19 protein-coding genes are annotated in these 22002 nt (G+C 36.8%); 2 read left to right on the forward strand and 17 right to left on the reverse strand.

The window, feature by feature from the left end:
- Nucleotides 1–185: 185 nt before the first annotated feature.
- Both Q1A47_RS07485 and Q1A47_RS07490 read right to left on the reverse strand, forming a co-directional pair.
- Nucleotides 186–713 (reverse strand): chromate transporter, encoded by a 528-nt coding sequence (locus Q1A47_RS07485; protein ID WP_026680077.1) that lies wholly within the window; start codon nucleotides 711–713, stop codon nucleotides 186–188.
- The gene (locus Q1A47_RS07490; protein WP_026680078.1) at nucleotides 710–1294 is read right to left on the reverse strand and encodes a chromate transporter; all 585 of its coding nucleotides are present in this window, start codon (nucleotides 1292–1294) and stop codon (nucleotides 710–712) included. The genes Q1A47_RS07485 and Q1A47_RS07490 overlap by 4 nt, the downstream gene beginning before the upstream one ends.
- Before the next feature lie 323 nt (nucleotides 1295–1617).
- Between Q1A47_RS07490 and Q1A47_RS07495 the strand changes: the two genes are divergently transcribed.
- Complete coding sequence (locus tag Q1A47_RS07495) at nucleotides 1618–2067, forward strand: Lrp/AsnC family transcriptional regulator (protein WP_026680079.1); 450 nt, start codon at nucleotides 1618–1620, stop codon at nucleotides 2065–2067.
- Between the two features lie 49 nt (nucleotides 2068–2116).
- On the opposite strand, the gene Q1A47_RS07500 is transcribed toward Q1A47_RS07495, so the two are convergent.
- From Q1A47_RS07500 to Q1A47_RS07560, 13 genes are all read right to left on the reverse strand, one after another.
- Complete coding sequence (locus tag Q1A47_RS07500) at nucleotides 2117–3541, reverse strand: SLC13 family permease (RefSeq protein WP_166530524.1); 1425 nt, start codon at nucleotides 3539–3541, stop codon at nucleotides 2117–2119.
- Nucleotides 3542–5032 carry a tripartite tricarboxylate transporter permease gene (locus Q1A47_RS07505; RefSeq protein ID WP_166530523.1) on the reverse strand — a complete coding sequence of 497 codons (1491 nt, stop codon included), beginning with the start codon at nucleotides 5030–5032 and terminating at the stop codon, nucleotides 3542–3544. It abuts the gene before it with no gap.
- Between the two features lie 12 nt (nucleotides 5033–5044).
- Nucleotides 5045–5503 carry a tripartite tricarboxylate transporter TctB family protein gene (locus tag Q1A47_RS07510; protein ID WP_121605742.1) on the reverse strand — a complete coding sequence of 153 codons (459 nt, stop codon included), beginning with the start codon at nucleotides 5501–5503 and terminating at the stop codon, nucleotides 5045–5047.
- Between the two features lie 170 nt (nucleotides 5504–5673).
- Nucleotides 5674–6678, reverse strand: a complete 1005-nt coding sequence (locus tag Q1A47_RS07515; protein WP_051388257.1) for a tripartite tricarboxylate transporter substrate binding protein — start codon at nucleotides 6676–6678, stop codon at nucleotides 5674–5676.
- Nucleotides 6679–7120: 442 nt separating this feature from the next.
- Nucleotides 7121–7786: a response regulator gene (locus tag Q1A47_RS07520; RefSeq protein WP_026680084.1), complete on the reverse strand. Its 666-nt coding sequence runs from the start codon at nucleotides 7784–7786 to the stop codon at nucleotides 7121–7123.
- Nucleotides 7787–7801: 15 nt separating this feature from the next.
- Nucleotides 7802–9388 (reverse strand): sensor histidine kinase, encoded by a 1587-nt coding sequence (locus Q1A47_RS07525; protein WP_166530522.1) that lies wholly within the window; start codon nucleotides 9386–9388, stop codon nucleotides 7802–7804.
- A gap of 473 nt (nucleotides 9389–9861) precedes the next feature.
- On the reverse strand, nucleotides 9862–10812 hold the full coding sequence (locus Q1A47_RS07530) for a threonine/serine dehydratase (protein WP_166530521.1): 951 nt from the start codon (nucleotides 10810–10812) through the stop codon (nucleotides 9862–9864).
- Between the two features lie 147 nt (nucleotides 10813–10959).
- A complete protein-coding gene (gene dhaM, locus Q1A47_RS07535) occupies nucleotides 10960–11340 on the reverse strand; it encodes a dihydroxyacetone kinase phosphoryl donor subunit DhaM (protein WP_166530520.1) in 381 nt (126 codons plus the stop codon).
- A 17-nt stretch (nucleotides 11341–11357) separates the two neighbouring features.
- The gene (dhaL, locus tag Q1A47_RS07540; protein WP_166530519.1) at nucleotides 11358–11963 is read right to left on the reverse strand and encodes a dihydroxyacetone kinase subunit DhaL; all 606 of its coding nucleotides are present in this window, start codon (nucleotides 11961–11963) and stop codon (nucleotides 11358–11360) included.
- A 12-nt stretch (nucleotides 11964–11975) separates the two neighbouring features.
- Nucleotides 11976–12971, reverse strand: a complete 996-nt coding sequence (gene dhaK, locus Q1A47_RS07545) for a dihydroxyacetone kinase subunit DhaK (RefSeq protein ID WP_166530518.1) — start codon at nucleotides 12969–12971, stop codon at nucleotides 11976–11978.
- A 143-nt stretch (nucleotides 12972–13114) separates the two neighbouring features.
- The gene (gene glpK / locus Q1A47_RS07550; protein WP_121605747.1) at nucleotides 13115–14608 is read right to left on the reverse strand and encodes a glycerol kinase GlpK; all 1494 of its coding nucleotides are present in this window, start codon (nucleotides 14606–14608) and stop codon (nucleotides 13115–13117) included.
- Between the two features lie 263 nt (nucleotides 14609–14871).
- Nucleotides 14872–15702 (reverse strand): MIP/aquaporin family protein, encoded by an 831-nt coding sequence (locus Q1A47_RS07555; RefSeq protein ID WP_026680091.1) that lies wholly within the window; start codon nucleotides 15700–15702, stop codon nucleotides 14872–14874.
- A 587-nt stretch (nucleotides 15703–16289) separates the two neighbouring features.
- On the reverse strand, nucleotides 16290–18653 hold the full coding sequence (locus Q1A47_RS07560) for a penicillin acylase family protein (protein WP_166530526.1): 2364 nt from the start codon (nucleotides 18651–18653) through the stop codon (nucleotides 16290–16292).
- 231 nt (nucleotides 18654–18884) lie between these two features.
- Between Q1A47_RS07560 and Q1A47_RS07565 the strand changes: the two genes are divergently transcribed.
- The gene (locus Q1A47_RS07565) at nucleotides 18885–19694 is read left to right on the forward strand and encodes a MurR/RpiR family transcriptional regulator (protein ID WP_026680093.1); all 810 of its coding nucleotides are present in this window, start codon (nucleotides 18885–18887) and stop codon (nucleotides 19692–19694) included.
- A gap of 29 nt (nucleotides 19695–19723) precedes the next feature.
- On the opposite strand, the gene Q1A47_RS07570 is transcribed toward Q1A47_RS07565, so the two are convergent.
- Together Q1A47_RS07570 and Q1A47_RS07575 are read right to left on the reverse strand one after the other, a co-directional pair.
- Nucleotides 19724–20413 (reverse strand): N-acetylmannosamine-6-phosphate 2-epimerase, encoded by a 690-nt coding sequence (locus Q1A47_RS07570; RefSeq protein ID WP_026680094.1) that lies wholly within the window; start codon nucleotides 20411–20413, stop codon nucleotides 19724–19726.
- The gene (locus Q1A47_RS07575; protein ID WP_026680095.1) at nucleotides 20413–21954 is read right to left on the reverse strand and encodes a PTS transporter subunit EIIC; all 1542 of its coding nucleotides are present in this window, start codon (nucleotides 21952–21954) and stop codon (nucleotides 20413–20415) included. The genes Q1A47_RS07570 and Q1A47_RS07575 overlap by 1 nt, the downstream gene beginning before the upstream one ends.
- Between the last annotated feature and the right edge of the window lie 48 nt (nucleotides 21955–22002).

Genomic DNA, 22002 nt, shown 5'->3' on the forward strand with positions numbered 1-22002 from the left:
CTTCCCAATGTTGATGTTTATCAAAAAAGATTCGTTTCAAGATGTTTTTTTCCATATACTTAAAATACCACAGTAAGTAACACTCTGGTATAGCCAAATTTTTATACTTTCTTATCTTTAAAAAAAGGGAAGCCAGGTCATTAAAATATCCTTTACAAAGGGTACACATCTGCTTGCCCTCTTTTTTATAAGAAAAATCCACCGTAAATAAGCGCACCTATGATGACAAATGCTGGATGTACTTTCATACGCTCCAGTAATAAATAACTTACAAGCATCAATATAACTGTTTGCCATAAACCGATACCTTCATAAGATTCACTAAAAAAGCGCCATGCCATTACACCTAGTAAGATACCGATAACTGGTCGAATGTAGAGCGTCATTCGCTTTACTTTCGGTGAATTCTTATATTTATACAGTATACTTAACAATACAATAATTAATAGTAGGGACGGTGCTACCGTAGCAAAAACACCTATTGCAGCCCCTGGGATTCCCGCGACATCATAGCCAATATAGCCGGCCATTTTTGTAGCTATTGGTCCGGGTAGTGCATTTCCTAATGCAAGAACTTCACTGAACTCCTGAACATTCATCCATCCATAACGAGTAACTACTTCATTTTCTATAAGCGGTATCGAGGCTGGTCCTCCTCCATACCCCAGTATTCCCGGTATGAAAAACGCAAGAAATATTTCCCAATAGATCATGACGGATCACCTTCCCTACCGGTGATGTTTTCTTCTGTATTTGGCGCTTTATCCTTCTTTACGAGTGCTAGGATTAATAAAGCCGCTATAATAAGTCCTGGGTGTATATGTAGAACTTGCAATAAAACGAAGACAATTAACAGTACTAGTCCTGTTTGTAGCCACCCCATTCCTTTTCCTGCTTTATGAATAAATTGCCATGTTAACGTTGCTAGCATGACTCCAACTATTGGTATGACTGCAGCCGTCATCCCCTGAACCCAATCGTACTCTTTTATGGAGGATAAGGATGAAAGAAGTAAAATCATCAGAAAAATGGTAGGTAATATTGTTGCTAATACCGCATTAATCATTCCCAAAACCCCTGATACCCGGTAACCAATATAACCGGCAAGCTTTGTAGCTATTGGGCCCGGTAGTGTATTTCCCAATGCAAGTAAATCACCAAATTCCTCATCATTCATCCACTTAAAATTATCTACCACTTCTTTATGGACAAGTGGTATAGAACTTGGTCCACCACCATATCCTAAAATTCCAACTCGAAAAAATGCTATAAAGATATTCCAATGATTCCTCATGGCTCACGTACCTTTTCGATAATGTAGCTTACACTAAATATTCATCCCACGTCTCAAGAAGTGGGCTTGCCCGTTCGGAAAATCTGTATTTTCTTACTCTTACACCAATTTAAATTCTATACTAATAAACAAATATTTAGCTGTCAACAATTTATTATGTCAAAAACAAATAAAAATAATGATAAAACCTTACAAAATAAAATCAAAGCATAAAAAATCTTACCATTTGTATTTATCAAATGTTTGAGTATTACATTGTTTTTCTCAGGAAAGTTATCTGTTAAACTATATTTAGCTTTAAATAAATCGTAGGAGCAGAAACGATGAAACTGGATAACATTGATGTAAAATTGTTAGAGGAACTTGCTGAAGATGGCCGATTATCTTATGTTGAATTAGCTGATAAAGTTGGACTATCGCGTGTGGCTGTTAAGGATCGAATTCAAAATTTAAAGGAAAAAGGCGTTATTGAAAAGTTTACAGTTGTCATTAACTCAGAGAAATTCGGAAAGCAAGTATCCGCTTTTTTTGAAGTAGATGTGGAACCAAAACAGCTTCAACGAGTTGCCCAAAATTTAGCTGATCACCCTCAGGTAGCAAGTATTTATCAAATGACAGGACCCAGTACACTACATATGCATGTACTTGTAGAAAACTTTCAAAATCTTGAAGTATTCATTAACGAAGAACTATATTCTGTTGAGGGAATAACTCGAGTAGAAAGCTCAATTATCCTAAAGCGATTTAAAAGTAGAACTGGGTTTAAATTGTAGTCACACCTAATAAAGGTGATGTCCTTTATGAAATCACCTTTATTTCGTATTACCAAAAATATAGTGCTGCCAAGATCGCAATGATAAAAAATACGGTACTAGAAAATAATCCAATAATCACTTGCTCTTTCCTAGAGTACGCAAGCGTTTGACTCGCCAAATAGGTCGTAGTTGTATGAATAGGTAAAATAATCATACTACCGACAATCATAATAATTAAAAGTGCTAAGGGAACAGGAGGAAGTCCAACCTGGTGAGAATAAGACATAACAACTGGAAAAATAACAATAATTGCCGATGATGGTACGATAAAAAAGAAGCGTAATATGAACACCATTATTGCAATAATACTAACACTTAATACTACTCCTGCTCCTTCAGGTACGACTTTCATTAATAGTTGCGCTAATTGAGATGCAGTTCCATTAGTTTCAAGGACAGAACCTAATGAAAAAGAAGCTCCCAGCAACAAAAAATTCTCCCAGTCAAGCTTACGTATATCACTATTTGTTACTAAGTCAATTTTCGGAATGGCGTAAAAAACAACTAAGAGCATAGGTGGCAATAATAAAGGTACTTGCTGGGGATCAGTAACGACCCACGTCAATACCATTACGAAAAAGCTTATACTAACTATCCACATTTGCTTCGAAGGCTCTCCTTGATCTTCCTTCAATATACTAGAAGTAGAACTGGGTACGTTAGAATAGCTAATTTTACGGGATTGCCTCGAAATATAGTTATAAACAAAAAGAAGGGTCAAAATGGAGCCAATCCATATTGGAGGGGCCATAAGTAAAAACCAGTCTAACCATCCTAAATCAGCAATTTGATAATCCCTTAAGAGTTGAGAAGCCAAAATCGGAAATCCCCCACCAGTATAAACAATCATTGTTGCATGCTGGTTTATCATTCCAATAACATGAATGCCATATTTACGAAATGGACTTTGCTCTCCTAGAGCAAAATAGTCATTTAATCGATCTATCAAAGGTAATAGCATTTTGAAACGTGCTACAGCTGATGGAAGCAGCACAGGTAGCAGTAAACTAAATAGAGGCAGACCGATAATAATAAATTTCGGTCCCCCTTTACTCATTTTCAACAAAAATTGAGCCACTATGCCATCAACACCCGCCTTAATAAGCACCTGACTGATAATTGATAACATAAAAATAAAGTAAATCGCTGGTGATAAAAATCCTACTACTGCCTCTTCCATACTATCAGCTAACTGAAAAACCATCAATAATGCAATAATTAATATACTACCAGCTCCAGTAGGAATTGGATCCGCCACCCATAAGTAAACCGCTATTCCTAGTACAAACAATGTACGAAGTTGTTCAGCTGTGAAGTGTGTAGCCATCGCGTCTTTTACAAGCAATAGTACTAAACAACATATTACCAGTACAAAAGACAGCCAGTATATTTTCTTATAGCTTTTATAGTAAACACTTCTGATGATTCGCATTTATGCTCTCTTGCTCCTTCTTATTTGTTGAATCAAAGGAAAAGCAAGAAACAATAATGCAATAATTAGTAGTGTTAAAGCTAATGGGTCTTGTACAAAGACCATCAAACTTCCATTTGATATGGTCAATGACTGTCTAAACGCCTGTTCCATCATCCCTCCTAGGATAAATGCTAAAATTAATGGCGGAGCTGGAAACGAAAATAGTCGCATAAAAAAGCCAATTACACCAAATAAGAGAAGCATGTATAAATCAAACGTATTAAAACTAATCGCATAAACCCCAATAATGCTAAACATAATGACTAATGAAATAAGCAATGGACGGGGAATTTTTAATATTTTCGCTATGTAAGGGATTAGCGGTAAATTAAGAATTAGTAGAAATACATTCCCTATATACATGCTAGCGATAATCCCCCAGAAAATCTCAGGTCTATCGGTCATTAATAATGGACCAGGCTGAACGCCTAACACAAGAAAAGCGCCCAACATAACAGCTGTTGTTCCGGATCCTGGTATACCTAAGCTTAGTAATGGAACAAAAGCACCACTAGTCGCAGCATTATTAGCAGTTTCCGGTGCAGCAAGTCCTTTTACTGAGCCTTTTCCAAACGCTTCAGGACTTTTAGCAATTCTTTTTTCAGTAATATAAGCTATAAATGAGGCAATAGTTGCTCCTGCCCCTGGAAGTACTCCAAGTAAAAAACCTAAGATGGATTGACGTGACATTGGACCACGCATTTCCTTAAACTCCTGCTTGGTTATCTTTAAACTACCTAATTTATGAGCATTATCCATTGATAAATCTTTACGATTTATAATTAATGTACAAACCTCTGCTAATGCAAATAAACCTAAAGCAATTACCAGGAAGTCTAAGCCCTCCAATAAATTCACATTTCCAAATGTAAATCGTTGTGTTCCCGTCTGGGCATCGATGCCAATTGTGACCACCATAAATCCAATAACAGCTGAGATTAAAGCCTTAATCGTTGACCCTTCGGATAAGCTTGTTATTAAGGTTAATCCCATAAACATTAAAGCAAAATAAGCAGGTGGACCAAAGGAGACTGCAACACTTGATAGTATCGGTGCTAAAAGCATTAATAATATGACACTTACAGTACCTCCAACAAAAGATGACGTAGCAGCTATAGCAAGTGCTTTGCCTGCCTTTCCCTGTTGTGCCATCGGATAACCATCAAATGCTGTTGCGACCGTTCCAGAGATCCCAGGTGCATTTAATAATATGGAAGATGTAGATCCACCAAAAACGGCACCGTAGTAAACACCTGCCATCATCACTAATGCAACGGTTGGTTCCATTCCAAACGTCACTGGTATCATGACAGCAATAGCACTGATTGGTCCCAGCCCTGGTAACATACCGATGAATGTACCAACAAAAACACCAATTAAAACGAAAAGTAACCCTTGCATACTAAATGCAACCTGAAAGCCAGTTATAATACCTTCAATAGAATCCATACGGAACCTCCTCTAAAACGGTAATAATCCTTGGGGTAAACTTATTTGCAAAAATTTTGTAAACGTTATATACATAAAAATTGGAAAAATAAGAGCAACCACCCCATTTGTAAGATGTTTTTTATATCCTAAGAACCATGAACAAAAATAGATAAACAGTGTTGTAGTTATAATAAATCCTAAGAATTCCAATAGTGTAATATAAAGCAAAATAAATAAGAATACAGCAATTAATGTACCAATATCTTTCAAAGGAATATTTCTACGCGATCGCTGTTCTTCTGTTTCTGAATCCTTAGCAAAAAATAAACAAATCGATAAAAAAACTAGCAAATAACCCAATCCTTTTGGAATAACATCCGCATCAACAGGTGTGTATGGATAAGCAGGTAGTTGATATGCCATTACTAAATAAGCTACTGCTATAATTAGTAGAATAATGCTGATACGTTGATTTAATGCTTTAAACATGCCTTCACCACCTATAATTTAAAATACCTTATTGCTAAAACCTAATTTAGACGCTACGCTTTATTAATTTGTGTGAATGATATACGCCAACTGTAAGGAAACATATATAATTATTCATTATTGTAAACATAGAAGCCAATGACCTTAGCCATTGACTTCTAGGAAATGGTCTATTTCGATAGACCTAATTCATCTAGTAAAGACTGAATCTCTTCTTTCTGTTCATCTAAAAATGACTTATATGATTTGCTGTCCATATACATTTCATCCCAACCATATTGCTCTCTGATATCTGCAAAAGCCTGTGAATCACTTAATTCTTTAAATTTTTCTTCATAATATTTCACAGCTGCATCGTCCATATCCGGAGGTCCAAAAAATCCACGCCAGTTTACAAAGGTTGCATCAATCCCCTGTTCATTAGCGGTTGGAAAATCTTCTATAACTTCACCCTCTAATCTCTCCTCAGAAGACACTCCTAATACCTTTATTTTCCCAGCCTTTACTTGTTCTACTGTTTCTGCCACTCCAGTTGAGTAAACGTCTGCACTTCCATTTAGCACTTGCGTCAGTCCCCCACCTTCTTGGTCAGATACATACTTAATTTTTGTCACATCAACCCCTGCAGCCTTTGCAATCTGTATGAACTGGATATGATCCATACTCCCCGGTGAAGAGGCACCAACAACTGTAATACTAGCAGGATCTTTCTTCATATCCTCAAATAAATCATTAAGATTATCCCATTTTGCATCTGCTGACACCGCAAATGCAGCGTAGTCTGCTATCATATTAGCAAGTGGTGTAAAATCCTCGTGTCCATATTCCGACTGCCCATTTAACGGAATTAAAACAATTGGAGGTGAGGATACAAATAAATTATATGAACTTTTTTGTTTGCCTGCGATATACGCCCAACCTACCGCACCTCCACCACCTGGTTTATTTACAACCCCAATGTCCTGATCAATCAATCCTTCTTCTGTGAATACTTTAGCAGCCATGCGTGCTGTAGTATCCCAGCCTCCACCAGCTCCTGCTGGTGCTATAATTTCAATGGGTTTCTCAGGTGTCCAATCTCCTGATGAGCCAGTTGCCTTTTCATCTTTACCGGAACATGCTGTTACTGTAAGTATGATCACAAGAAACCCGATAAGCGTAATCCACCGTTTCACTCCTCATTCCTCCCTGTTTTAAATCATTGTTTGCTTTCTACTATTTACTCTAATAAAATCCCTTCTTTATGTAACCGTTTACAAAATAAGATGCAATAAGAATTTTTTGTCTATTTTGAGCATTTTGTTCACGGTAATAGGAGATTAACTTCTATGTATTGTTTATTCATCTTTTATCAGCTGTTTATCGAAAAGATGACAAAAATTCCCTCTTCGATACAGACAAGCATAATAACGGAGAGGGAATTTATCAACTGCTGAATGGTGGCTATTTCAAAATGAGTGGCAAGCCTTCTCAGGCGTATACATATGGGGATTGCTTCCATCATACTTCCAGCAGTGTTATACAACTAACATGTTACACTATATGATTAGTTCATTCTTTGTGCATTGCTGCTTCCTTAGATTATCAATTATCGGAGCCTAGCCTTCATCATAATTCCTACTTTAAATGATATCTTCGCTCTGGTCTTCCTACGATACCATACTCTAATTCAGCCGTAACCTTATTAATGGATATTAAATACTCCAAATATCTCCTTGCTGTTGTTCGTGAGGCGCCAACTTTAGAACCCATTTTCTCAGCAGTAATACCAGTATTTACTTGATGTAATATTCCTTCAACCTTTTCAAGCGTTAATGGGTCTATTCCTTTTGGTGTTGGTTCTCTAGTACTTAGCTTCTGTCCAAAATAATCATCTAAAAATGACTGATCTACCTCATTTTTTGCTGCTAATTGTTGTTTCATATTTTTATAGCGTTTGATAGTTTCTATAAACCGTTCCATTTTAACTGGTTTAATGATATAGTCAAAGATTCCATTGCGTATGACATTACCAACAATCTTTGTCTCCGTTGCTGCAGATATCATAATAAAATCAATGTTAGGATTACGATGACGAATTTCTAGCATAATATCACTACCTAACATATCAGGCATATAAATATCTAGTAATATTAAATCAGTTGCAGTTTTGCTAACCATATCCAGTGTTTGCTCTCCGTTTAACGCTTTTCCAACAACCTCTATACCTGAGATTGTCTCTAAAAACTTTTCATGAATATTTGCAATTCGATAATCGTCCTCTGCAATAATGACACGTATCATTCCATCCCCCCTCTGCTAATCACTTTTTGTCTGTTTAGGAATAAAAACAGAAAACACTGCTCCTTTGTGTTTTTGATTATGTACTTCAACAGTTCCCTGAAGTTCTTCTACTGTATCCTTAACAATAGCTAATCCATAACCGCGATCCTTCATTCCTTTTGTAGAATAGCCTTGTTGAAAAATTTGCTGAACCTCCATATCATTGATGCCTTCGCCACTATCGGCAATTTCAAATACAATATCTTGACCTATATCAGTTGCAAAAATTACAACCTCTTTAACATTTTGTTGTTCAACTGCTTCCATAGCATTATCAATTAAGTTACCAACAATTGTAATTAATTTTGCCATATCCATTTGCTTCGGCAATGGCTGTAAGTAGCTATTCGGATCAATTGTAAGCGCAATCTTTTTTTCTGACGCCTTTCCTATTTTTCCTAACAAGATAGCTTGGACGGTTTGATCTTTTATTTGATCAAGCAAAATTTTATTTTGATCCGTATGTATCTTTGATTCTTTTTGAATTAACTCAATAGCCTCTTTATAATGTTGTAATTGCAACAACCCTGAAAGCACATATAGTTTATTGGTGTACTCATGTGTTTGGGCACGTAAATCTTCGGAATACTGCCTAACTTCGGACAATGTATTTATCATTTCATTTAGCTCTGTTTTATCCCTAAAGCTTGATACTACGCCTACTACTTGTTCATTTTCTATGATTGGCTTACGGTTAACAATAACCTGTCGATTATTTAAAGCTATTTCTTCATCTTTTATTACGTTTCCCGATTGAAGTACATCGTACATTTTTGTATTTGGAAAAACATCCTCTATTTTTTGATTCGCTTTGTTATTATTAATTCCTAAAATTCTTTGCGCAGACTCATTCATTAAATTAATTCTACCAGTTTGATCAATTGCAATAATCCCCTCCTTTATCGAAGAGAGGATGGCATTCCGATCACGATAAAGAGTTGCTATCTCATATGGTTCCAGACCAAACGTATCCTTTCTAATATTTCTTGCTAATAAGACCCCACCAACGATACCAGCCAACAATACCAATAACGATACTCCACCCAGTTTTAATAATTTATTGAAAACAATCGACTTAATATCTTCAACCATAAACCCGACAGAAACGATCCCAATTATGTCACCATCTTTACTAAAAATAGGCGCTTTTCCACGTAACGAATAGCCTAGGCTTCCTACAGCTTTTGATGTATAATATTCACCATGTTTTAATGCTCTATCATTATCTCCCCCAACCATATGTTTTCCGATTTTCTTTGTATCAGGATGAGCTACACGTATACTATCCTTATTTCCTACTACAATAAATTCTGCACCAATGTATTCTCGAACCTCCTCAGCAATTGGTTGAATCGTTTTTTCTGGATGTGCCTCATCAAAAGCACTCCTTACCGAAGGCATATGAGAAAATGTAATAGCTACATTTAAAGCTCTTTCCCCTATTTGTTTTTCAATATCTTGCGATTCAAAATAAGCATTTATCCCAGTCAGTAGTATAGTTATACAAATAATTAATCCACAGATTAGGACAAGTATCTTTGTTTGTAATGAAACACGAAGCATATCTCCCCTCCTTAAACACAGAACACAACGGAATGAATGGGATAGTACTATTAGCTGCCTTTAGGAAGAGCATAAATATTGCAAATAATAAAAGTGAAACTTCAATCAGTTGGGGGTTTTTGTTTAGCCCCACGGATGGTTAGTACCACTAAGGGTATGACCTAAAGGCCCTCGAACCAATCGGACATTTATTGCAGTCGCCCCCACTCATTCCAGAACGGTTCACTTTATTGCCGGAGTGGGGACTTACTGCAAAATTATATGCGGGATCAATCGAAGTGGTAGAGAAACGTAATTTTTATATTAACAGACGGTACAAATAATTAAAAATATCAAATTATTATAACATAAAAGAATGGATAGATTTATTAATTTATGGAGGAATTGGATAATAGATTAAAAACATCCATCGATCCTTTTACGACGAAGAAATCGATGGATAAATAGATTTTCATCTATACATATATAGGTGACTACTGGACAATGAATGCATTCAACTGCTGGATGTCAACATTCCCTCCAGATAATACACAGACCACATTTTTATCATAGACACCAAGTTTATCAAACATAGCTGCTGCAACCGTTACAGCACTAGAAGGCTCGATCAACTGCTTCATACGCTGTAAAACAAAGGTCATCGCCTGTTTAATTTGTACTTCACTTACAAGAACAATATCATCTATAAATCGCTTCACAATGGGGAAGGTAAGGGTTCCTGGGTGCGTTGTACGTAAGCCATCCGCTATTGTTATCGTTGGTGGTATACTCGTTATTTTTCCTTCCTGTAAGGAAATAAAAGTATCTTTAGCAGTTTCAGGCTCCACTCCAATAACTTTAATCGATGGCTTCGTTTCTTTAATAGCAGTTAGTATCCCGGAAATTAATCCACCACCACCAATTGGTACTACGACAACGTCAACATGATCTATTTGTTCTAATATCTCTAATCCAACTGTACCTTGGCCAGCAATGATTAATGGATCATCATAAGGAGGAATAATCATACCATTATTTTCTTTTGCGACTTCCACTGCACGTGGAAGCCGTTCAGAGGAAGTCATTCCACATTTTTCAATTTTCCCCTTATATGAACGAATTGCATTTACCTTACTTTCATTAGCATCCTCAGGAACGACAATCGTAGCTGGTATTCCTAACTGATTTGCAATATAGGCTACTGCCTGGCCGTGATTTCCTGATGATGCTGCCGTAACAAATGATGACCCTTCTTGAGCCGCACGTTTAACCTTGTTCGTGGCACCTCTAATCTTAAAAGACCCTGTTTGTTGTAGGTGCTCAGCTTTAAAAAACATTTGATTCTTACAGATAGAAGATAGCTGTGTAGATTCTAAAATGGGCGTATTATTTATTGTATCTGTAATAGTTTCTCTCGCATTGTAAATATCATTTACCGTAATCATATAAATCCTCCCATCATGCCTTGTACTTTCAAGTATAACAGACAGCATAGCAATAGTTTCCTCTACTTTGCTGATAATCCAAGTTATATACTAACACCAGATTGAAAAAACCCTTTACGGAGTATTTCAAACCGTAAAGGGTTTTTTCTATTTATGTTCGAAAGCTTGTATTACCGAGTCGTATATATCTTCTAAATTTTTGCCCATACCAGCTTCTACTGCTGCTACATAAGCACCTTCTACAATAGGAGCTTCTACTAACTTTATCGCTTTAAGATCTGTCATTTCGATTGCCATTTCAGCGTTCATCTTTGCACTACCTAAATCATAAAATAACAACACACCATTACCTTGATTAGCTTGCTCAATGGCAGCATTAATCTTTTCTATACTTGTTCCAATCTCTAAATCCTCTGTACCTCCAGCTGTTTCAATTGGTACGTCCTTTATTACTTGTCGGATAAGCTCCTTTGCTCCTTCAGCGATTTTTGAGCTATGGGAAATAAGTACAATACCTACATAAGCCATTACTTAGATGCTCCTTTCTATACTTCAGCCAATGCTTCAAAAATATAGTATGATGACACAGCTCCTGGATCCAAATGCCCAATCGACTTTTCTTTAAAATAGGAGGCCCGTCCTTTTGTGGCCATCATATCTTTTACTTTTTCTAAAGCATTGCTTGCAGTCTGTAAAATGGAAGAATGATCGACTTCCTCATTTGTCTGAAATAAATCAGCAATGGGGGACCATACATCAACCATTGTTTTCTCTCCCTCTGTTGCTTTACCACGTTGCTTTAATCCACTAACAGCTTCATTTAATCCTATTGCAAACTGCTTCTGATTAATAATTTGTTCACCCTTTAAAGCATTCGTTAATTTCAAGAAGACTGTTGCAAATAAAGGACCAGATGCACCACCTACCTTTGACATGATGGTCATCGCTACATCCTTTAAAACGTCAGATACCTCTTGATAATCCTCTTCATCCAACTTAGTTACCACAGCTTGAAATCCTCTAGCCATATTAATTCCATGGTCACCATCGCCAATAGGTTGATCCAGTGTAGTTAAGTAATCTTTATTCATTTGTATTTTTTCATTTGCAAGTTTTATCCATTTTATAGTACGTGATACATCCAATTCCATATTAAATCCCTCCTAGCTGCGAAAAGCGGGTGCTTCTGATCCAGCATCTAATAATGTCTTTAGTTCATCATCTAATTTCAATAAAGTTATGGAAATACCAGCCATCTCCAATGATGTCATATATTCTCCGACAAATGTTCGATATACATGAATGCCATTATCATGAAGTATTCCCTGAACTTTCTCGTTTACTATATACAATTCCATTTCTGGAGTAGCTCCTAAACCATTAATCATTACAGCAATATTATTTCCTTTTGATATTTCGATATCCTCGAGAATTCTATTTGTTAATTCTGTTGCAATTTCATCAGCAGAAGTAATTGGCTTCCTCTCAATTCCCGGTTCTCCATGAATTCCGATCCCAATCTCCATCTCATCCTCTTTCAATGTAAAGCTTGGCTTTCCAGCAGCTGGTACTGTACATGAGGTGAGTGCCATTCCCATCGAGCGTACATTTGCTACAACCTTGTCCGCTACTTGCTTGATTTCCTTCAGTGATCCACCGCTTTCTGCCTTAGCTCCAGCTATTTTGTGAACCAATACTGTCCCAGCTATCCCTCTTCGACCAGTAGTGAAGGAGCTATCTTCAACTGCAACATCGTCATTAACAATTACCTTTTCGACTTGGATACCTTCAGCTTCAGCCATTTCTGCAGCCATTTCAAAGTTTAATACATCACCCGTATAGTTTTTAATGATTAAAAAAACCCCTTCGCCTCCATCTACAGCTTTTATCGCTTCGAGCACTTGATCTGGAGTTGGTGAAGTAAATACTTCACCAGCAACTGCTGCATCAAGCATACCTTTTCCAACATATCCTGCATGAGCAGGCTCATGTCCACTACCACCACCACTTACTAATCCTACTTTACCTTTAATTGGCGCTTCCTTTCTTGCTAACACTAACGTATTAGGTATTAACCTAACTTTCTCAGGGTAAGCAGCAATATACCCATTCACCATATCTTGAACAACTTGATCTGGATCGTTAATAATTTTTTTCATTTTACTACCCCTTTCATCTTCTTATTATAAAAATACCCTGTTTATAGCCTAATCACACAAATAAATACTATTTCTTAGAAATTTTTTATAAAAAAGGGCCATTCTTATCCTTAGATAGTCATGACCCCTTTCTTGCTAAAGCTTTATTTAAATGCTCGAGTTGCTTCAACAGCTTTCTTCCAGCCGCCATATAGAGCTTTACGCTTCTCTTCCTCCATATTATCCGTAAATGTTTTCTCTATATTCCACTGTTTTGCAATTTCATCCTTATCCTTCCAGTAACCAACGGCTAACCCAGCTAGATATGCAGATCCTAAAGCAGTTGTTTCTTGAACAACTGGTCTCTCTACAGGAACACCGATGATGTCACTTTGAAATTGCATTAAGAAATTATTTTTGACTGCACCACCGTCCACACGTAATGTCTTTAGATCTATTTTTGAATCCGCAATCATTGCATTTAAAACATCTTTTGTTTGATATGCTAATGATTCTAGTGTAGCCCGGATAAAGTGACCCTTTGTTGTACCACGGGTAAGTCCAAATACAGCACCTCTTGCCTCACTATCCCAATACGGTGTGCCTAAACCGACAAACGCAGGTACCATGTATACACCATCTGTGCCCTCTACTTTTGTTGCATAGCTCTCACTTTCTGGAGCAGTTTCTATTAATCTTAAGCCATCTCGTAACCATTGGATAGCAGAGCCTGCTACGAAAATACTTCCTTCTAATGCATATTCAACTTTACCATCGACTCCCCATGCGAGTGTTGTTAATAATCCATGCTCAGAGGCAACTCCTTCTTCACCTGTATTCATTAACATAAAACATCCAGTACCATAAGTATTTTTCGCCATACCCTTCTCAAAGCAAGCTTGCCCAAATAACGCTGCTTGTTGGTCCCCAGCAATACCGGCAATTGGTACTTCTTCTCCAAAGAAATGATAAGAAACCGTATGAGCATAAACCTCTGAGGATTGTTTTACTTCTGGTAGCATGCTTTTCGGAATAGTTAGTATATCTAATAACTCGTCATCCCATTTTAAATCGTAAATATTAAACATTAATGTTCGAGAAGCATTGGAATAATCAGTAATATGCGTTTTACCACCAGACAGACGGTATACTAGCCAACTATCTATTGTGCCAAACATTAAGTCACCGTTGTCTGCTTTTTCTCTTGCACCTTCCACATTATCCAAAATCCATTTAACCTTCGTACCAGAGAAATAAGGGTCAAGCAGCAATCCTGTCTTCTCTCTAAATAGTTCATTGTAGCCAGCTTCTCTTAGCTCTTTACAAATAGCCTCCGTTTGTCTAGACTGCCAGACAATCGCTTTGTATACTGGTTTCCCCGTATTTCTATCCCATACTACCGTTGTTTCCCGTTGATTTGTAATACCAATACCAGCAATTTGATTTGGTTCTAGATCAGCCTTGCGTAATACCTCTGCAATACAAGCTAGAACGGAGGTCCAAATTTCATTGGCATCATGTTCAACCCAACCAGGCTGTGGAAAGAATTGTTCAAACTCTTTTTGCGCTGTCTGGACAATTTCTCCTTTGTGGTTAAAAATAATCGCTCGAGAACTTGTAGTACCTTGATCAATAGATAAAATAAATTGGTTATTCATCATCCATTCCTCCCTCTATATACTTTAATTATCTTCAAAATACTCTTGTTTTCTTAGAATTAATCAAGCACCATTTCATTGAATGTATTGATGGATAAAGCGTTTAATTAGAGTACAGAATATTCTAACCGAGTTTTATCCATCCTAACAGCCAAATTGTGTACATTTGGTTGAAAAGGGATATAACCATGCCCTCATTCTCCACACCGCTTATGGTCGCTCACCCTCCCATGTATCACGGGATTTTAATCCATACATTCCTCCTATATAGCTTTATTTTCCATTTTATCAGCAAGCGTTTCCTTTTTCTTTAATTCCGCACTAACTGCACCTATTATGATGACAGCCATCATTACACTCATAATCCAAAAACCAGTCGAGAAACTACCTGTGAAGAAAGCATTGTAGAATAACGCACCATAAATTCCACCGATAATTGGGCCAAGCACTGGAATCCAGGAATATCCCCAGTCAGATCCACCTTTGCCTGGTATAGGAAGTAAAGCGTGTGCAATTCTTGGACCTAAATCACGCGCAGGATTAATTGCATATCCAGTTGCTCCACCAAGCGACATACCGATAGCAATAATTAAAGCGCCAACAATAATAGGGTTTAAGCCTTCTGTGAATTCGTTTGCACCTATAAATAAAAGTCCCATTACAAGAACAAAAGTACCAACAATTTCACTTAACAAGTTAGAAAAAGGACTACGTATGGCAGGGTCAGTAGCAAAAACACCTAACTTAGCACCTTGATCTTTTGTTTCTTTCCAATGTGGTAAATAATTTAAAAATACAATTACTGCTCCAATAATTGCTCCAATCATCTGTGCCGTTATATACAAAGGAACCTTGGACCATGGAAATTCGCCAATCGCAGCAAATCCTAATGTAACTGCTGGGTTAATATGTGCTCCGGAAAAGTTACCAACTGCGTATACCCCCATTGCTACAGCAAGTCCCCAGCCGATCGTAATGACTACCCAGCCAGCACCTTCAGCTTTGGTTTGTTTTAGAACAACGCCTCCAACAACACCGCCACCAAAGATAATTAATATCATTGTTCCAATAAGTTCTGCTAAAAATTCAGACATGTATAACACCCCTTATTCTATTATTCTATAAGTTAATCATGGAAAACCGAAGATTTGGCCAACTGATGCTGATTCAACCTCTCCCATCAAAATAACTAGCAATTCATCAATAGCTAAACCACATGGTATGCAGATTGAGAAATAAAAGAAAGCAATTGACACGAAAAGATCCACACTTTAATAGACATACTTTCCCCAAGGAAGTTGCAATTAAAGTGTGGATCTCCTATTCTCCGCCACATAATTAACTTGTAGTTTTATTCTACTTTAGTATGGAAACGCTGTCAACAACATTTTAAAATTGTCTCTGAATATACTGTGGTTTCTCCAGTTAACCAATTCATGGTAATATTACCCATTTACCATATAGCTTTATCCCGTATACAACTGGCAGTGAAGGTCCAGTTGGTTCTAGGGCCTTTAAATCATACCCTTGTGGTACTAACAATCAGTGAGGGATCATCACCTCTCCACTGATTGAAGTTTCACTTTATTGCGTTTACACTTTATCGTATTGATCACAGTAATTCTTATTTATTTCCCGGGTAATAAATTTGTCCTATTTTATCGAATTATGTTTATAAAACTCAGTCATTTTTGACCGACTGCAGTATTAGTGTTTTACCTTTTACATCATCTAACTGCGTTTTGTGATAATTTCCTGTCACCCAGTCATCCACCTGATCATGATACCAATTGCTTTTGAAATGTCCAGATTGTCCAGGGCCAACAATATGATACCCGGATTTCGGGGATGCCATATCGATGACAAATCTCCATGATGCTCCATGATCAACTAGGCCGTTTTCTTCATAACTAGCTGCCATTGGAGTTACTGCACTTCCATCCACAGGGACAGGATCTTGATTATTAAAGAAAAATTCTAAGACGGGATGAATTCCTGATAATGGATGAACAAATTGTACTTGATGATAATCTCCCCACTGCCAATTTTTCATATCACTTCCATAATCCTCATTTAATTTTTTCAACGTTTTACGTAAGGATTCTTGTAATAAACGCTCCATTCCACCTTGTTCATCAATCCAAAAAGTAGACTCACCATGTAAAGCTTTTCTAAGCAATTGATCAGTCGTTTGGCCACGTGAGCCAAACAAATCCATCATTTCTTCAGGAATATCCTGATAAATGATTGCTTCGATTTTATCCATCCAATAATGAAATAGTAGCGGTTGTGCGGCAGTAGAATCATCCTGATAATCCCAATTACGAAGTATTTCTAAAGCTTTTTCCTCTTGCGTAGTTAATTCTAATTGGTTTAAAGCCTCTAAAAAAAGAGGTAAAAATTCTTTTGCTTGCAAATTCATATCATCCATTTGCAGCCCTTTCATATCTTCCACTGTCAGTGAATGACTAGCATCTAGTACTTCTGCAATTCGTTCATAACGATAAGGTTGTGCCCACACATTACTAATATGATACGGATAGTCATCTGTAGTTATTTTATTATTAGCTGTTGCTATATAGCCCTTTTTGGGGTTGATCATAATTGGAAGCTCATCAAATGGAATATAGCCCTTCCATTCATAAGATTCCTTCCATCCAGGTAGAGGTAATAAAGCATCATTGCCATTCTGATAAATTGGTATATTACCATTTGCTTTATAAGCTATTGTTCCATCCGTTGAGGCAAACACAAAATTCTGAGCTGGAACAAGAAATTTTTCTAAGCCCTGTTCAAAGGATTTCCAATCATTTGCACGGTTTATTTCAAGGATTGCTTCTAATTCTGTCGTAGGCTCTAAAGCAGTCCATTTTAATGATAATACGTTATCTTTTCCACTATCTTTAGCAAACTCTGAAACTACTGGACCATGCCTTGTTTCAATTACTTGATAATCGATCGTTTCACCATCTTTTACTTTAATTGGTTCATCAATAATTTTAGCTTGCTCCCATTCCTCCTCATATAAAAATTCTGTAGTATCTTCAGGGTTTCTTTTTTCAAGATATAGTTGTTGGACATCTGGACCTGTATTAGTAACCCCCCATGCAATCTGATCGTTATGACCTAATATGATACCGGGTACACCAGCAAAAATGACGCCACTAACATTCTGACTTTCCGTTTCTAAATGCATTTGCAACCAAATAGACGGTGTTGCTAATCCTAAATGAGGATCATCAGCTAATAATGGTAATCCTGATTCTGTTTTTTCACCGCTTACAACCCAATTATTACTACCATTAAACGCATGAGGTATAATTGCATTCTCGAAACTATCGATAACAGAAACAGGTTGTTCATTCATAATAACTGGTTTTCCAGATGGATAGCTTGGAAATAATTCATATGCTTCTTCTTTATTATAATTCTGTAATAAATAATAATTAAACGCTTGCCGCTCCCAATGTCCTCCTAAGTCAAAAGCCATATATTTACCTATTGTAAGTGAATCTATCGGCGTCCATTTTTCCGGTTTAAAGCCCATTAATGTAAATTCAATAGGCAAACTGTTCGTTTCTATCGCTTCTGTCAAATACGCGTTGACCCCAGCAGCAAATGCATCAAGTACCTGCTTGGCCTCAGTACTATATACATCATAAGACTTAGTAGCTGCTCTTCGCAGACCTAAAGTACGAAAATATTTATCATGATCTATTGCCGACTCTCCAGCTACTTCACTTAATGTACCAGATGCTTGTCTTCTCGACATCTCCATTTGGAATAAACGATGCTGTGCTTGTACATAACCCTGTGCCATGTATAAATCATGCTCATTAGCAGCTTGAATATGCGGAACTCCGTTATCATCCGTACGTACAAGAACATCCTTTTTCAGCATTGGCAACTCAATCTTCCCCTCCACCAGAGCCAATGACCGATTTATGTATGCGTTTACAAACAAAAATAAAAATATACTCACTATTAATAGCACACTAAAACTAAATAAGACAATTTTCTTCTTATTCCTTTTTTTTCTTTTCATTGGTTGTTCTTTAGGTATTCTTTCTTCCACTATTAACCACCTTCCTTTATGTAATACTATTCGCCAAGCATGGATTATTATCCTCTCTCCAAATAATTACAGCCACTCTTTTTACGGGAGGAATATCGAAAAACACCTTTCCCAAGCATTGTTATATTTTCATTTATTTATTTCTTCTATATAATAAAATTAGTATATATTAGAAGTGGGGAAAAATGCTGGAGGTAGAAAATGAGGTCAATTTTAGATGAAATTCAACTAAAGTACCAAACACTAAGTAAAACAGAAAAGAAAATAGCTGATTATATAATACACCATAGTGAAACATTATTAAATATACATATACAGGAATTAGCCGATAGAATCAATGTGTCCATCGCTACTATTACCCGTTTTTGTAAAAAAATAGGTGCAACTAGCTTTGTTGAATTTAAAATCTTACTTAGAGACGCCGTAGAGGAAACTTTAGAAACTCATAATGCGGTTGAGAAAGTAGATCAAATTTATCACTCCGTCATTAAATCTACAAACTCTCTTACATCTATACAGAAGTATGAAACGGCTTGTGATTGGATTGTTTCTTCAAAAGCTATCCATATCTATGGACTAGGGAGCTCAGGATTATCAGCACAGGAATTAAAGCTTCGGCTGGCGAGAATGGGTTTTACAGTAGATACACACACGGACTCACATGATATGATTATTAATGCTTCTATTCTTACAAGTGAGGATCTAGTCATTGCGATTTCCAGTTCAGGAAAAACGCAGGAAGTTATTGATGGTGTAAAGCTCGCCCAAAAAAACAATGCAAAAATTATAGCTGTTACAAATTTTTCCAAAACAAAATTAGCAAACAGTTCCGACCTTATATTATATACTTCAAACTTAAAAACATATCAGGAAATTGGTTTTATGAATAGCCAACTATCCATTCTACTCTCATTAGATATATTAAGCATGCTACTTCTCTTACATAAAGAAGATGCACAAGAAAAACATGACTTAACATTACATGCCTTAAATGAGTATAAAAAAATATAGGGCCGGCGATTACCGGTCCTATGTCTTGATTAACCTTTTTTTAAAGCATCTGTGAAAGTCTTGGTAATTATTTGTGGTCTTGTAATCGCACTTCCCACCACAACAAAATGGGCGCCATTTTCCAATGCTTTTACCGCCTTCAATGGCGTATCGACCTTTCCTTCAGCAATTACAGGGATTGAAACTGACCGAATCATTTGCTTTAATAACGCAAAATTATCATCGGCAATATTCGCTCCTTGAGTGGCCTCGGTATACCCTACTAGTGTTGTCGATATACAATCGAATCCTAGCTTTTCAGCTTGAATTGCCTCTGCAACTGTAGAAATATCTGCCATGAGAGTTACATTTGCAGATTGAGACTTCACCAGTTGTATAATATCAGCTAGCTTTTCATTCTTTGGTCTTTTACGATTTGTTGCATCCATTGCAATAATGTCTACTCCCGCTGCCAATAATGCCTCTGCTTCCTTTCGTGTAGGAGTAATATAGACGTTACTATCTGCATACTCCTGCTTAATAATCCCTATAACTGGAAGGTCTACCAGACTTTTAATTTCTAAGATATCCGCTACGGAATTAGCACGTATCCCTTTAGCACCTCCTTCTAGAGCAGCGATAGCCATCTTTCCCATGATTTTTGAAGAATGAAGTGGCTCTTCCTCTAAAGCTTGACATGATACAATTAATTGTTTTTCTAGTTGGTTTAAAACATTCATTACTCAATTTCTCCTAACGCTTCTTCTACTTGATTTTTAATGGTGGATACTTCAGGGCCATAAATAACTTGCACACCATTTCCGCTAGCTACGACACCTTTGGCACCAGTTTTCATTAAGTCGTCTTTCTTCACTAAATCCGCTTTAAATACACTAACTCTTAAGCGAGTAGCACAATTATCTACATCTTTAATATTTGCTTCGCCACCTAATCCTGAAATAATAGCCTCTGCTCTTTCACTTTTTGTATAAGTCTGTGTTTCTGTATTTTCATCTTCACGTCCAGGTGTTTTATAATTAAATTTTTTAATCATAAACTTAAACGTAAAGTAATATAGGAAGAACCAAACTATACCAATGATAGGAACGATAATCCAGTTTGTTTTTTCATTTCCTTGCAGCACTCCAAATAATAGGAAATCAATAAAACCTCCCGAGAATGTTTGGCCAATCGTTATTTCAAAAATATGTGCTAGCATAAATGCTAGTCCATCAAAAAACGCATGGATAACATATAAAACTGGAGCTATAAATAAAAATGAAAATTCTATCGGTTCGGTTATACCGGTTAAGAAAGAAGTTAACCCCGCTGATAGCATTAGACCAAGGACTTTCTTCTTGTTCTTCGGTTTTGCAGTATGATAAATTGCTAAACATGCTCCAATAAGTCCAAACATCATAGTAATATGTCTACCAGCCATAAATCGAGCTGTTCCAATAAAAAATTGTTCGACATCCGGTTGTGCGAGCTGTGCAAAGAAAATCCGCTGTGTTCCTTCTACCAGTGAACCATCTATAACCATTGATCCACCTAAACTCGTTGTCCAAAATGGAATGTAAAATATATGGTGTAACCCAAAAGGTCCAAGTAGTCTAAGAATGAATCCGTATATAAATGTACCTATATATCCTGTTACTTCTACAAGTCCACCGAGAGAGAAAATTCCTGATTGGATAACTGGCCAACCATAAAATAAGATGACACCTAATATAATTGACATAAATGCAGTGATAATTGGAATAAATCGTGATCCTCCAAAAAATCCGAGAAATTTTGGTAATTCTACCTTATTATATTTTTGATGCAACCAATACGTCATCAAGCCTAAAATTACACCACCAAATACACCCGTTTCCAATGATTGAATACCAAGCACCATTCCTTGCCCTACTTCTGCAAGGTTTTCCTCAGCTAGCTTTCCAGTAATCGTTAACATTGCGTTAATCGTTGCATTCATTACTAAATAACCTAATACTGCAGCTAGGCCAGCTGTACCTTTATCAGATCTAGCCAGTCCAATAGCTACCCCTACCGCAAAAATTAATGCTAAGTTGGCAAAAACTATATTTCCAGCAGAGCTCATAATTGTAAAAATTGCTTGTAGCCATGCATGATTAAGAATTGGATATGCTTGAATGGTTGCAGGATTACTAAATGCTCCACCTATTCCAAGTAGCAGCCCAGCAGCTGGAAGAACGGCAATTGGTAGCATGAATGACTTACCAAACCGTTGTGCCTTTTCAAAAAAAGCATTCTTCATACGATCCACCTCATTTTTTTGATATGAAAATAATTTACATTTTAATTT

This window comes from uncultured Virgibacillus sp., assembly GCF_947495635.1.
Lineage (GTDB): Bacteria > Bacillota > Bacilli > Bacillales > Amphibacillaceae > Virgibacillus > Virgibacillus salarius.

Excerpts from the sequence above, each read along its gene's own strand:
- Q1A47_RS07485 (WP_026680077.1), bottom strand. The coding sequence starts at position 713 with ATGATCTATTGGGAAATATTTCTTGCGTTTTTCATACCGGGAATACTG.
- Q1A47_RS07490 (WP_026680078.1), bottom strand. The coding sequence starts at position 1,294 with ATGAGGAATCATTGGAATATCTTTATAGCATTTTTTCGAGTTGGAATT.
- Q1A47_RS07495 (WP_026680079.1), top strand. The coding sequence starts at position 1,618 with ATGAAACTGGATAACATTGATGTAAAATTGTTAGAGGAACTTGCTGAA.
- Q1A47_RS07500 (WP_166530524.1), bottom strand. The coding sequence starts at position 3,541 with ATGCGAATCATCAGAAGTGTTTACTATAAAAGCTATAAGAAAATATAC.
- Q1A47_RS07505 (WP_166530523.1), bottom strand. The coding sequence starts at position 5,032 with ATGGATTCTATTGAAGGTATTATAACTGGCTTTCAGGTTGCATTTAGT.
- Q1A47_RS07510 (WP_121605742.1), bottom strand. The coding sequence starts at position 5,503 with ATGTTTAAAGCATTAAATCAACGTATCAGCATTATTCTACTAATTATA.
- Q1A47_RS07520 (WP_026680084.1), bottom strand. The coding sequence starts at position 7,786 with ATGATACGTGTCATTATTGCAGAGGACGATTATCGAATTGCAAATATT.
- Q1A47_RS07525 (WP_166530522.1), bottom strand. The coding sequence starts at position 9,388 with ATGCTTCGTGTTTCATTACAAACAAAGATACTTGTCCTAATCTGTGGA.
- Q1A47_RS07530 (WP_166530521.1), bottom strand. The coding sequence starts at position 10,812 with ATGATTACGGTAAATGATATTTACAATGCGAGAGAAACTATTACAGAT.
- dhaM (WP_166530520.1), bottom strand. The coding sequence starts at position 11,340 with ATGGCTTATGTAGGTATTGTACTTATTTCCCATAGCTCAAAAATCGCT.
- dhaL (WP_166530519.1), bottom strand. The coding sequence starts at position 11,963 with ATGGAATTGGATGTATCACGTACTATAAAATGGATAAAACTTGCAAAT.
- dhaK (WP_166530518.1), bottom strand. The coding sequence starts at position 12,971 with ATGAAAAAAATTATTAACGATCCAGATCAAGTTGTTCAAGATATGGTG.
- glpK (WP_121605747.1), bottom strand. The coding sequence starts at position 14,608 with ATGAATAACCAATTTATTTTATCTATTGATCAAGGTACTACAAGTTCT.
- Q1A47_RS07555 (WP_026680091.1), bottom strand. The coding sequence starts at position 15,702 with ATGTCTGAATTTTTAGCAGAACTTATTGGAACAATGATATTAATTATC.
- Q1A47_RS07560 (WP_166530526.1), bottom strand. The coding sequence starts at position 18,653 with ATGAAAAGAAAAAAAAGGAATAAGAAGAAAATTGTCTTATTTAGTTTT.
- Q1A47_RS07565 (WP_026680093.1), top strand. The coding sequence starts at position 18,885 with ATGAGGTCAATTTTAGATGAAATTCAACTAAAGTACCAAACACTAAGT.
- Q1A47_RS07570 (WP_026680094.1), bottom strand. The coding sequence starts at position 20,413 with ATGAATGTTTTAAACCAACTAGAAAAACAATTAATTGTATCATGTCAA.
- Q1A47_RS07575 (WP_026680095.1), bottom strand. The coding sequence starts at position 21,954 with ATGAAGAATGCTTTTTTTGAAAAGGCACAACGGTTTGGTAAGTCATTC.